Origin of the sequence: Nostoc sp. (assembly GCF_036917515.1) — a bacterium.
In the GTDB taxonomy this organism is placed as follows: Bacteria; Cyanobacteriota; Cyanobacteriia; order Cyanobacteriales; family Nostocaceae; genus Nostoc.
The window spans coordinates 26,074-38,317 of record NZ_JBALDE010000011.1 but is presented as its reverse complement, the minus strand read 5'-3'; the positions used below and the strand labels follow the sequence as shown (position 1 = coordinate 38,317).

At 41.5% G+C, this 12,244-nt stretch carries 10 protein-coding genes; 6 read left to right on the top strand and 4 right to left on the bottom strand.

The window, feature by feature from the left end; all coding sequences use genetic code 11:
• The first annotated feature begins 124 nt into the window (after positions 1-124).
• Complete coding sequence (locus V7K89_RS00835) at positions 125-1,309, top strand: AbrB family transcriptional regulator (RefSeq protein WP_335183861.1); 1,185 nt, start codon at positions 125-127, stop codon at positions 1,307-1,309.
• A gap of 84 nt (positions 1,310-1,393) precedes the next feature.
• Here the strand turns inward: V7K89_RS00835 and V7K89_RS00830 are convergent, their stop codons facing one another.
• The 3 genes from V7K89_RS00830 to glsA all read right to left on the bottom strand — a co-directional run bounded on the left by V7K89_RS00830 (position 1,394) and on the right by glsA (position 4,179).
• Positions 1,394-1,888: a hypothetical protein gene (locus tag V7K89_RS00830; RefSeq protein ID WP_335183860.1), complete on the bottom strand. Its 495-nt coding sequence runs from the start codon at positions 1,886-1,888 to the stop codon at positions 1,394-1,396.
• 43 nt (positions 1,889-1,931) lie between these two features.
• Entirely contained in the window at positions 1,932-3,002 is a 1,071-nt protein-coding gene (locus V7K89_RS00825) for an FAD-dependent monooxygenase (protein WP_335183859.1), read from the bottom strand.
• Positions 3,003-3,204: 202 nt separating this feature from the next.
• Positions 3,205-4,179 carry a glutaminase A gene (glsA, locus tag V7K89_RS00820; RefSeq protein ID WP_442941543.1) on the bottom strand — a complete coding sequence of 325 codons (975 nt, stop codon included), beginning with the start codon at positions 4,177-4,179 and terminating at the stop codon, positions 3,205-3,207.
• Between the two features lie 898 nt (positions 4,180-5,077).
• On the opposite strand from glsA, the gene V7K89_RS00815 reads away from it, so the two are divergent.
• Positions 5,078-6,184 carry a septal ring lytic transglycosylase RlpA family protein gene (locus V7K89_RS00815; RefSeq protein WP_335183858.1) on the top strand — a complete coding sequence of 369 codons (1,107 nt, stop codon included), beginning with the start codon at positions 5,078-5,080 and terminating at the stop codon, positions 6,182-6,184.
• A gap of 197 nt (positions 6,185-6,381) precedes the next feature.
• Positions 6,382-7,986: a bifunctional pantoate--beta-alanine ligase/(d)CMP kinase gene (locus tag V7K89_RS00810; protein WP_335183857.1), complete on the top strand. Its 1,605-nt coding sequence runs from the start codon at positions 6,382-6,384 to the stop codon at positions 7,984-7,986.
• A 409-nt stretch (positions 7,987-8,395) separates the two neighbouring features.
• Here V7K89_RS00810 and V7K89_RS00805 read toward each other — a convergent pair whose 3' ends face one another.
• The gene (locus V7K89_RS00805; RefSeq protein ID WP_335183856.1) at positions 8,396-8,788 is read right to left on the bottom strand and encodes a hypothetical protein; all 393 of its coding nucleotides are present in this window, start codon (positions 8,786-8,788) and stop codon (positions 8,396-8,398) included.
• 825 nt (positions 8,789-9,613) lie between these two features.
• On the opposite strand from V7K89_RS00805, the gene V7K89_RS00800 reads away from it, so the two are divergent.
• From V7K89_RS00800 to V7K89_RS00790, 3 genes are all read left to right on the top strand, one after another.
• Positions 9,614-10,216, top strand: coding sequence for a superoxide dismutase (locus tag V7K89_RS00800; protein WP_335183855.1), 603 nt, complete (start codon positions 9,614-9,616; stop codon positions 10,214-10,216).
• A gap of 392 nt (positions 10,217-10,608) precedes the next feature.
• Positions 10,609-10,815, top strand: a complete 207-nt coding sequence (locus V7K89_RS00795) for a hypothetical protein (protein ID WP_334914787.1) — start codon at positions 10,609-10,611, stop codon at positions 10,813-10,815.
• A 169-nt stretch (positions 10,816-10,984) separates the two neighbouring features.
• Entirely contained in the window at positions 10,985-12,013 is a 1,029-nt protein-coding gene (locus V7K89_RS00790; protein ID WP_335183854.1) for an AIR synthase related protein, read from the top strand.
• Positions 12,014-12,244 lie beyond the last annotated feature (231 nt).

Below are 12,244 nucleotides of genomic sequence, written 5' to 3'. Positions count from 1 at the left end.
GATCACAGGAGTAAGGTTTCATTCTACAGGCACTTAGACGTTGATATACTCCATCATCCCATACTGTATTGCACTCAAGCAGGAACTGCTATATAGCTTAGACTGAGAAAAAAGCTTAGTATCGATGAATCAAAGTGTAAGTGGTACTCCTAGCCTAGAAGAACACACTCATGAAAATCCTGTTGTTACCAAACAACAGCTATTTAGGAAGCAACTAATTGTCCTTGTCTTGGAAATGCTTCTGGCATTACCTCTGGGTTTACTACTCGCAAAGTTCCAAATTGGCACGATTGCCTGGATATTTGGCGGGATTGCCGCTGGTACAGTGGTTCTCCAAGGGTGTCGAATTTTTTATCAATATTTTCCCCAACCTAACCGTACTGCGAGAAAAGTGGGAATGGCACTTGTCGGCTTAACTGTCGGGGCTTCCAATGCCCACGCTAATCTAGCTAGTCTTGCTTCCAGTATTCCCATATTTATTTTTCTTACCTTGTTTTTGCTGCTGAGTGGAGGCTGTATCGGTTACATTTACTCCCGCGTCAGCAAAACCAACCTATTTACAGCTATGCTGGCTACAGTTCCTGGTGGTGTAGGAATTATGGCAGCGATCGCTGCCGATTACAATAAAAATGTTAGCTTGGTTGCCCTAGTTCAGGCGATTCGCGTCACCTGTGTAGTTGTTCTAATTCCCTTCATCGTTAGGACATCAGTTGGTAATGATTATCCGCAAACACTCCCAACTAACACCGCTTGGCTCAATCTCGATCCATCTCAACTAGAATTACTCTTGTTAGTACTCCTAATTACTGGATTAGTAGTTTATCCAGCTATATTATTTAAAATTCCCGCCGGCGATTTCTTTGGTGCATTGTTGATTGGTATCGGGTTTAATCCTTTGCTACATTGGCTGCCTTTTGTGGGTGATATTAGCTTTAGTCCGCCGCCTTTAATTAACTTATTAGGTCAAATGCTTCTGGGAATTAGTATTGGTGAATATTGGGGAGATAAACCTAGCTTTAAAAAGCAGACTGTCGCCTATGCTTTGATGTCTGTAGGGATGACTCTTGTAGCCGGAGCGATCGCTGCTATACTTGCGATGCAATTAACCTCTTGGGACTGGCTAACCTGTCTCTTAGTCACAGCACCAGGAGGATCGGCAGAAATGATCCTGGTTTCCCTGGCATTGAATCATAATGTTGAAATTGTCACAACTGGTCATTTAGTGCGACTAATTGCGATTAATAGTTCTCTACCGCTTTGGCTGTTTTTGTTTCGCCGTCTGGATGAGCAAGTTTCTAAATCAGTTTAATTTTTCTTACAAATAAAGGTCAAATCCACCCAATTTTGCTCGATTGGAACCTTTCTTACTCAAATCTAGGACTATCTAATCTATTTAGGAAAAACGAATTTCTTCAATAAAAGAGATACTATCAAAAATACCATCTTTCAAAGCTTGTGCACTACGAACTCGGTGGTTTTCATCGAGTAAAGTTACTGTTTCTATAAATGTAATCAGCACGTTATCTTGAGCTTTCGTCATCCGAAAGTGAATTGTGTCTTGGCCTGTATCCAAAGCGATCCCAGAAAAATCAGAATAATTGCTAGAAAACAATTTCAGAATCCTATTTTCAAAGTATCCTTCAAAATTAAGCTGGAGATGAGAGCCATCTGAGTATTCATAATTGTTAACCTGTCGGTACTGATTTCCCTCAATCAAGATGGTAATAGTAGCGAAAAAGCTGCCAGAAAAATGTCCGCGTCTATCAGTTTTGATAAACTCACCTTTCCAAGTACCAATATGACGTGTAAAAATTTCCGGAACTTTCTCTAGATCGATAGATATCGCCGGAGTGATGGTATCTTTGCTAATTACAGGATTGTTACTCATTAATTTTAGAGAAAAACTAATTTTATTTTGAGTTTCACTTTGGCTAACGACGACCAATTTTCTGGCTCATTTCACGACTCGTGCGTTGATATTCGTGAACAATGGGTAATCTTTCCGTCTGATAATTTTCTAGAGCTTCGGCAAGACTAGCACTAGAGGTGAGATGTTGTGTTAAAGACAAACCATCTTCCCAACCTGAAGTCATGCCTCTAGCACGAGTCGAACTTTTCGCGTGAGCTGCATCACCAATTAAAATAATACGACCATCATAGAGTTTCGGCAGAGGATCGATGTCATAGGAATAACGACAGATAATATTTTCCACAGGGGTTGACTCAATCACATTTCGTGCATCCTCTGGAAGTTTGGCTAATTCTTGGGGAGGAATAGATATATTAGCCGGTTGTAGTGCGCCTATTTCAGAATCCGTCTGCTCTTTTTCTACAAAGAAACCCCAGTGAGTCAGATTTCCACCAATATGAAAGAAATTTGCATAAATTCCCCGACCGCGTACATAAACAAAAAAGTTTCCTTCTGGACAGAAGTTATTATCTGTCACAATCCCACGCCAAACTAGATCGCCTAAATAGCATAGTTTTACATTCGGAACTATAAACTGCCGAACCTTAGAAAGAATGCCATCAGCACCCACTATAAGATCCCCTTCCCAGTGACTTCCATCTTTAAAGCGTGCGATCGCACTATTCTCAGTCTGCGTTATCGAAGCTAATTGAGCGTTAAAATGAATATTATTAGCGGGTAAAGTATCGAGGATTGCTTCTAAAATCACCTTTCGGTGTACAAGCATTCCTGGTAGTTCATCTTCACCATAGGTGACGGATTCTGAATTGATCAATCCACCTTTAAGGTTGCGAAACTCGAATAATTTAACAGGATCGCCTGAGTTAATAATTTTTTGGCTGATTTGAGGGTTTCCTTGATCAAGTGCTTCCATACCTGATTGGACAATAAGAATGCCACATCCATCGGTACGCACTACGGGAGCTTTTTCAAACAAGTCAACTTGAAACCCTTCTTGAATAAGTAAACTTGCAAGATAAGCCCCTGATGTCCCTGCGCCGATAATACCTATCTTGCTGTTGGAAGAAACCATCTGTGACTCTCTTGATTTAATCTTGTTTAATTTGATGATGCTTGATTGAGATATTATCTTAAATAGTAAGCCAAAAAGTTGTTTATAAAGGGCGATGCCTGCGGCGGGCTACGCCTACGCTAATAGGTAAATCGAGCTTTTTGGACTTGTGTATACTATTGTAGACCAGCCAAGAGGAGCAAGATTCAGCCTCCTCCACCTTTCAATCAAATTTCGCCTCTTGACCTGAACAATCAAATAGATGTAAACCTAACCGTTGGGAAAGTTCTTCACACACCTTTACTCCCCGCACACTATTACCACGCACATCCAACAACGGTGAAAAAACTCCAATGCCCATCTTATTGGGTACAACGGCAATAATCCCACCAGAAATACCGCTTTTCGCCGGAATCCCAATTTTATAAGCCCACTCACCTGCAAAGTTGTACATCCCACAGGTATACATAACACTCAAAATATCTTTAATGTAATGCTTATCTACCGCCTGTTCTTTGGTAATCGGATTAATACCTCTGTTAGCTAGAGTAGCCGCCATCACTGCTAAGTTTTGGCAATTCACCATCACAGCACACTGCTGGAAATAAAGATCCAGCGACTCTTCAATATTCCGGTCAATCATGCCAAAGTTCAGCATCAAATGCGCCATTGCGCGGTTACGATGCCCTGTACTGCGTTCTGAGGTAAAAACTGAAATGTCAACGAATACGTCGCGGCCAATATATCGGCGGAACATATCTAGCATTCGGTTGAGGCGTTCGGTAGGGCCAGAACCTTTGATTAAGCTTGTGGTGGCGATCGCCCCTGCATTTACCATTGGATTTAATGGTCGATTCGATTGCTCATCCAAAATAATTGCGTTGAATGCATCCCCCGTCGGTTCCACGCCTACTCTAGTCAAAACATAATCCAGTCCATGATCTTCTAAGGCAAGTCCATAAGCAAACACCTTAGAAATTGACTGAATAGTAAAAAGTTGTTGGTAATCCCCAACTTTGTAAACTTGACCATCCACTGTCACAATGCAAATGCTGAACAAGTCTGGATTTGCCTTTGCCAATTCCGGAATGTATTTCGCCACTGCACCCTCTTGCAGTAACTTGTACTGGGAATACAACTCTTTAAGAACAGCTAATAATGGCGATGGATCTATTTCTATATCTCCTTGATGTGTCATTAGGCTGATAGCATTTCCCAAAATACCTACTATATATAGTAGAGGTGCTGCTGTATATCCCTACAGCCGCAAAAATTTTTGAAAAGACGACTTACTTTCAAACATTGTACTAGAGCAACTACTTAGGGTTAAAAATATGTGTTGTACTTTTTAATACAAATAAGATTTAATTTACTAGCGATCGCGAAGTTTTATTAATTTTTAAGTCATTAATCCGGACAAATATTAGTTTGAGTATCGTCCTTTTTTTTATACTCAGCAATACTGTATTATCAAGTTATATTTATCACTAAGACTAATCTAGTTATGGAGAATAAAAGTAATCATTGATGTAAGTAGAAAAAACTTTAAAAAAGATATTAGACTCAAACTAATTTGCATAATTATTTAAGATGTAACTCATATCACGACTTATTCATAGTTAAATCTAAATATTCCCTTAAATAAGTAATTTTAGGTATTTATGCCGATGCCAATTAATTAAAGTTACATTATCTTCTGAGAGCAAATAGCCAAAAACTATGTAACCTAAAATACACGAGTAGTTGCGAGCCTTTAGAACCGATGTGAATAGGGTATCGTCACTTTGGTGTGAAATAAATATAAAATTTTTTGAAGAAATTTTTGACTTACACAAAAAAGCGTTACATAGTCAAAGTCCGCTTTTGAGAAAGGTTTCGCCCTTCAAATTGGAATTGGAATTTGAGAAAGCGGGCAATAGTTACGCTAAAACCCTGATCCCCAAGCCAAAAGGTTCGTGTTAGTCTGTTGCAGTTATAAAAAACAAAGTGAAGACGGAACGAGTTCGAGTTTTTCAAATAGGGAAATCACTTTTATTAGTGAAAAATCCCGCAAGTTATAAAACTTAAGTTCTACAGTCGCTTTCAAAAACGGACGCATGAATCAAAGACATTTGTGGATTATTGTTGCCCTGTCTATGGCTGTTTTGGGCATACCCTCAGTCGGTTGCACTCAAACCATCAAGAAAAATGTACTAACTTCCCAAAAATCACCTACCCCTGATGTGGTGAAGGTGGGAGAGTACCAATCAACAGCAGGGAAACAAACCTTGGATGCTGTGATTACAGAAATTCATCCTCATAACATTAAAGGACGTAAGGCGGCAACCCTTTTTATCAGAAATATACCTGTTCTCACCTTTTTAAGTTCTGTATCAAATACAAATCTTGAAAGTAAAAAAGTTGGTGAAATTGGAAATGCTGAGGGCGTACAATCGTACGCCCTTATTAGTAGCAATTCACCAAATGCCTTGAATACCGACAACGTAACAGATGCGAGTAACCAGATTAGCTCCGTTGACAATGACCCGGTTGAGATAGCTAGTGTAATAGCAGCTAAAATTAACCAGTTGAATCGGGAAAGCGTAGACGCGAGTAAGATTACCGTCAGTTGGAAAGCAGGGGAAAAATCTACTGCCAATCAAGCGCAAAACAAAAGCGTCCCAGTCCAAGAAGATGGCGATCGCTATGTAATCAAAGTTAATGACGAAGAGTTGGTAGAAATCAACCAAGGTACGCGATTAGCAGGTACTACCAACGATCTAGCGGAAGATGCATTGCAAGCAACCAATCGCCTGCGGAGGCTATTAGGTAATGCATCTCCCTTAAAAGAAATTGCTAATTTACCAGTACGCCAACCAGTAGTATCGATACCAAAGCTGCCTCAACAAATTGCCGTCGGAGTAGTGCGAGCCACCTTGATAGGCATGGCTTCTTATTACGGTTATGACGGGTCTGGTAATCGTACTGCTAGCGGACAGAGATTTAATCCAGAAGAAATGACTGCCGCCCATCGCAGTTTACCCTTTGGTACGCAAGTGCGTGTAACTAACACCCGCAACGGTCGTTCTGTAGTGTTGCGGATTAATGACCGCGGCCCATACATTCGCGGTCGAATCATTGACGTGTCTGCCGGCGCGGCTCGGATTTTGGGAATGATGGGCAGTGGTGTTGCACCAGTAAATATTGAAGTCTTAGGGAAATAATTGTTAAGGACTGGGGACTAGGGACTGGGAAAAAGTTTTCCTAATACCCAGTACCCAGTACACAATCCCCAATCCCCAATCCCCAATCCCTAATACCCAGTTCCGTATCACTTAATTCTCCTAGTTCAATAAACTCTTCCCTCTATTTCAGATATAAACTAACGGGGGAGGGATCGATAAGAACTAGGGGTATTTTTGTGCGCCTGCTGACAACAGTCGCAGCTTTACGCTGCTATTTAACTAAACACTGCTCAGAAAACAAGCTGATTGCAGTTACTGAGGATCTGAGATTAGATGAGATGACTGCTTGGTATCAGACGGCAGTCGGTCTGGTGCCAACGATGGGGAATTTGCATCAAGGTCATTTAAGCTTGATTCAACGGGCGCGACAAGAAAATTCCACAGTGATTGTGAGTATTTTCGTCAATCCCTTGCAATTTGCTCCTAACGAGGATTATCAACGCTATCCCCGCACTTTAGAGCAAGACCAAAAACTTTGCGAACAAGCTGGGGTTGATGCCATTTTTGCACCGACTCCGGAAGAAATGGCAGTTTCTCAGAAGAGTATACAAGAATCGAAGGTTACACAAGTTATCCCCCCATCTGCTATGATAACAGGCTTGTGTGGTCGTTCTCGGCAAGGTCACTTTCAGGGTGTCGCTACGATTGTTACCAAACTTTTCAACTTGGTACAGCCTGACCGTGCCTACTTTGGTGAAAAGGATGGTCAGCAACTAGCAATTATTAAACGCTTAGTGGCTGACTTAAATTTGCCAGTAGAAATTGTTGCTTGTCCAACAGTACGGGAAGCGTCGGGTCTAGCTTTGAGTTCTCGCAATCAATATTTGACGGCAACGGCAAAAGAGCAAGCAACGGTGTTATATCGAGGCTTGCAACGAGCTCAAGCCGCATTCAAAGCAGGCGATCGCAATAGTAACAAGTTGATAGCAGTGGTACAGCAAGAAGTGGCAATGGTCAGCACGGTCTGTGTGGAATATATTGAATTGGTTGAACCGACTACGTTGATGTCTTTAGAAAAAGTTGAGGAGGAAGGAATGTTGGCGATCGCAGCTCGTCTTGGTGCTACACGTTTGATTGACAATATCATATTGCGCGATCGTCAACCCATTATCGCTATTGATGGCCCAGCTGGTGCTGGAAAATCCACAGTGGCGCGACAAGTGGCAGCAAACCTGAATCTAGTGTATTTAGATACAGGAGCGATGTACCGTGCTGTCACTTGGTTAGTATTGCAAAAGGGGATTGCGATTGAGGATGAGTGTGCGATCGCCGAATTAACTAATCGGTGTAAAATTGAACTTACTCCTACCCAGGATTTACAATCGTCCGTGCGGGTTTGGATTGACGGCACTGATGTTACCCAGGCAATTCGCACCATTGAGGTAACATCTCAAGTATCGGCGATCGCGGCACAAAGCGCAGTCCGTCAAGCACTGGTTAAACAACAGCAAAAATGGGGCAAAAAAGGTGGTTTAGTTGCTGAAGGTCGAGATATTGGTACTCACGTGTTCCCCGATGCTGAAGTGAAAATCTTCTTAACCGCTTCTGTGAGTGAACGCGCCCGTCGCCGCCAGCAAGACTTTAACACCCAAGGTCAACCTGAAGTGAGTTTAGAGCAGCTGGAACACGACATTGCCGAACGTGACTGGAAAGATAGTACACGCAAAGTTTCGCCTTTGCAAAAAGCAGCAGATGCGATCGAATTGCAAACTGATGGTTTAGCCGTGTCACAAGTCACGGCAAAAATAGTTAACTACTACCAGCAACGTCTATCTGAGTAGTAGTCATTAAAGAGAGCAAGGAGACAAGGTAACAACCATTTAATCAATCTCTGCTACTGTCACCTTGTCTCCCACTTTTGTTGTACTCTTCTGGTCACTAATAAAGATAAATACCTGTAATCAGGATTATTGCCCAATACAGTTGAGTTAAGCATTTCTTTCTTCTCTTTGCGTCCTTCTCTAGGAGACGCTGCGCGAACGCGTCCTTAGCAGTAGCCTGCAGCAAGCCCTTTGAGTGACGCTCGTACCTCGCTAACGCTACATTAACAGCAGTCGCTCATGGGGGAAACCCCCTTGGCGCTAGCCTCTCCCAAAGGGAGAAGACCGCGCTGCTTCACCGCTTTGCGTCTACGTTAAAAAAATTGACTTTAGCAAAGAATTTTAGCCTTAACCCAAGCGTATTGGATTATTACCGATTTTGGCTTCTAATTAAGAGTTGTTCTGTACTTGCCAGGATGACCAGTGGCGCGACAGATACTCTGGCGATCGCCTCTATTGCCCAGTTGTGATTCACCAAGTCAGGGATCGCTGTAAAAAGCGTCAATCCAATAATGAGTGAAAGTGGGATCATGAAAAAATTCCGATCCCAAGCAGGTTTATCGCGCAGTCTCTCTTGACGGTCTATTAAGCGTTGTCGCCAAAATCGAAAGGTACTAAGGACAGCGACAAGGTATAACAGTCCAGCATTAATTAGCAGGGTTATTTTATGCTTTGGAGTGATGTCAGGATGCCCAAGTGCGATCGCCGTTAAGCAAACTCCCGCTACTAGATACAGAAAAGTAAACAGGGTAAAGTGTTTCATTAATTTCTTTTTGTGCTTTGTAAAGAGGGCAGACTCTAAGGCAAACGCATCCAAATTATACTTCTTTCTCATAACCAAGGTTAAGAATCAACGAAAAAAACAGCATTTACTGTTTAATTTAATTTTCTAAGCCTCAAGACAATCTCTAAAATCTTTGTCAATAAGCAGAGATTAATCAGATGGTTTTGGAGTTTATTGATAATGAAATAACCTTATTGATATGATGCGACTGTTCTGCCCTGCCTTCTCCTAACTCTAGATTTCCTGCATCCAGAGACAGTGCCAAAATTTAGACAGATATTTGGATAGTTTTTTTTTAATTATTTTATTTAAATAAATTTAGCCAATTATTTTGAGTAATAACTTCTTTAAAATTAAGTCATCCAGCTTTAGACTGATTATCTAAATAGTAATTAATCTTACTAGAGGTAGAAGTTTCAAAGCTTTAATTGCTGCTTTTAATTACTTAATACCAATTGTCATAGAACTCTTGAATTATTTCTGAACTAAGAAGTCTGCCACTTATAAGAGAATTCCAAAATATAAGCTTTGCGATTGATGTGTTTAAAATCAGATTGTAATATTTGTCTTTAGATATGAAATATTAGCCATTTTTATTTATAGTGATTGCATACGAGTGATTTAACTTATTTTACTTATTAGAGAAAGACTTTGTTTTTCGTTTCACTTTGGTAGTAGAATGACGATGTTAAGTTTTATGTTCCACGATCAAAGACGTAAAACTCCTGAAAATAAAAGCTATTAATGTCCCAAGCTTCTGCAATAGCTTAGAACTGGAAACCGGTAAAGAGAGGATTAGACACAATGGCATTTGTACAGCCCCCACTACCCTTTGAAAAGGATGCTCTAGAGCCTTATGGCATGAAAGCTGAAACTTTCGAGTATCACTATGGCAAGCATCATAAAGCTTATGTAGACAATCTCAACAAGCTCACTGAAGGTACAGAACTTGCTGACAAGTCTCTGGAAGAAGTGATCAAAATTTCCTTTAAAGACTCCTCGAAAACAGGAATCTTCAACAATGCTGCCCAAGTTTGGAACCACACTTTCTTCTGGAACTCCTTAAAACCACAAGGTGGTGGTACACCCACTGGTGAACTTGCAGCCAAAATTGATAAAGATTTTGGTAGCTTTGACAAATTTAAAGAAGAGTTTTCTAACGCGGCTGCAACTCAATTCGGCAGCGGGTGGTCTTGGCTGATCGATGATGGTGGTACGCTGAAAGTGATCAAAACACCAAATGCAGAAAATCCCCTAGCTCATGGTCAGAAAGCACTCCTAACCTTGGATGTTTGGGAACACGCCTACTACATTGATTTTAAAAACGCCCGTCCAGCGTTCATCAAGAATTTCCTAGACAACTTGGCCAACTGGGACTTTGCTGCTGAAAACTTGGCTAAAGCTTAATTAATTGGCAGTTTTGAACTGGCTGCGATGTCTTTTAGCCAGCTACTTTGCAGCTACGTAGCTTGTGCCAGATATCTAAAATAAAGATAATTCAGTTAACACTTTTATCAGCAGTCACGACAGTAGTCAGTCAAGTTTAAATTGATGGGTAAGCGATTTCGTAGTAGGGACTTTAGTCCGTATTTTCTAAGCACTAAAGTACTTCCTACAAACCCTGAAAACTAGCTTGACATTGTACTAGTATCGTGACTGTTTTTGCTTTGGAGTTAAGAGGATAAAAGAGATGAGGGAGAAATCAATTCAAAATTCAAAATTCAAAATTAAAGAACTTCTGCCTCCTCTTCCCTAATCCCAATCCGCGTTGTGACATGATAAATCAAAATATAAAATATATGGATAGCAAAGAACTAGCGCAATACATTGAAGCAACGAATAGCATCTCTAAACCTTGGGTATTGATACAACTGCGCCTCAAAAAATTGCAAGAGCGTCGAGCTACCTTGACTAATGATGTCTACATCAAAGAATTAGAAGATATTTACCAAGACTTGATGAATTTGGGGGAATGGTGGCGTGGTATTGAAGATGAGGTATTTTAAAGTGAGGAGTTATGAGTTTTCTTAACTCCTAACTTCTAACTTCTAACTTAAAACTCAACTGATGGCTCAAGCTCTCGATCAAGTCGATTACGATACTCTCGATGCTGCAAAACAACGCTTCATCGATGCCGCAAAACGCACACTTGGCTTTGCAAGTACTTATGGCATCGTGCCCGCGTCAGGTCTGGGAGCAAGCGCTAACGCTTTCAGTTTTAACCTCGCTCCGTTTCTGGAGGCAGGGGCTAGAGAACTTTCGATGACGCTTGTCCCCGAAGGACTGGGCACCGCAGATGATACTCGCCCTGACGACCTTTCTGAAGAAGAACTTCGACGATTCTGGTGGAATATTGGTATCAAGATCATCTCGTGTTTGACGAACGATGCTGCAACTTCAGGTATGCAGACTATACTTCTCGGTCTTTATCTACCGTCAAGTACTCCTGAAACAATTTTTACCCCCGCTTTCCTTGATGGGTTTCTGGATGGAGTTGTTGAGGGGTGCAAACGTGTGGGATGTGTCTATCTTTCAGGAGAAACTCCTCAACTAAAAACTAAGATGATTCCAGGGCGGCTCGACATCGCCGGCTCGGTTTTTGGGGTTATGCCGGCTGGTGTCGCTCCCATCGATAGTTCGCGTCTGGATGTCGGTAATACTATTGTTCTCGTTGAAAGTTCGGGGCCCCATGAGAACGGCTTTACCCCATTGCGAAAGCTTGCTGAGTCGCTCCCTGATGGTTATAGAACAAAACTCCCAAGTGGGCAGGAGTTCTGGGAAGCAATGAATGCTGCGTCGTATCTTTATACGCCCCTTGTACAGTCCGTACTTAGTGAGGGAATTCGTCCCACAGCGATGGAGAATATCACTGGTCATGGCTGGCAAAAGCTGATGAGGTCAGTAAAGCCGCTTCGGTATGTGATTGAAACGATACTGCCAGTACCAGAAATATTTACATTTGTTGAAAGTCATCTTGAGGGCGGGGCCGAGACGATGCTTTCAGTGTTCAATTACGGTGCAGGATTCGCATTCTATACAGAGTCACAGCAGGATGCAGAGAGAATTGTCCTACTTGCAAGAGAACATCAACTTTCGGCTGTGATTGCAGGAAGAGTTGAAGCGTCTGTTTCCCGCAAGGTTGTGGTAGAACCCCTTGGAGTCACCTTGAAGGGAGATTCTTTTGGAATTGCACGAGGGGTATAATGGGCGGTAAGCGATCGCTAGTTTTCTCCAAGTGGAGACTCACTTAGCCGATGCCTGCGGTTTTTGCTAGCCTACCCTAAAGTCATTATAGGTAAGAATAAATCCGTAATTATCTAAATAAATAGCACTTTTTATACTTAAATCCCTTTGGTATTTCCAACTTATTAGATATAATTACTATATTAAAGCTTTATTTTATAAGTCATTTACCATAGATGCTAGAAGCATATT

What these genes read in the sequence shown, in the direction of transcription:
- V7K89_RS00795 (WP_334914787.1), top strand. Translation starts at nt 10,609, where the DNA reads ATGGATAGCAAAGAACTAGCGCAATACATTGAAGCAACGAATAGCATC.
- V7K89_RS00830 (WP_335183860.1), bottom strand. Translation starts at nt 1,888, where the DNA reads ATGAGTAACAATCCTGTAATTAGCAAAGATACCATCACTCCGGCGATA.
- V7K89_RS00825 (WP_335183859.1), bottom strand. Translation starts at nt 3,002, where the DNA reads ATGGTTTCTTCCAACAGCAAGATAGGTATTATCGGCGCAGGGACATCA.
- V7K89_RS00805 (WP_335183856.1), bottom strand. Translation starts at nt 8,788, where the DNA reads ATGAAACACTTTACCCTGTTTACTTTTCTGTATCTAGTAGCGGGAGTT.
- V7K89_RS00835 (WP_335183861.1), top strand. Translation starts at nt 125, where the DNA reads ATGAATCAAAGTGTAAGTGGTACTCCTAGCCTAGAAGAACACACTCAT.
- V7K89_RS00800 (WP_335183855.1), top strand. Translation starts at nt 9,614, where the DNA reads ATGGCATTTGTACAGCCCCCACTACCCTTTGAAAAGGATGCTCTAGAG.
- glsA (WP_442941543.1), bottom strand. Translation starts at nt 4,179, where the DNA reads ATGACACATCAAGGAGATATAGAAATAGATCCATCGCCATTATTAGCT.
- V7K89_RS00815 (WP_335183858.1), top strand. Translation starts at nt 5,078, where the DNA reads ATGAATCAAAGACATTTGTGGATTATTGTTGCCCTGTCTATGGCTGTT.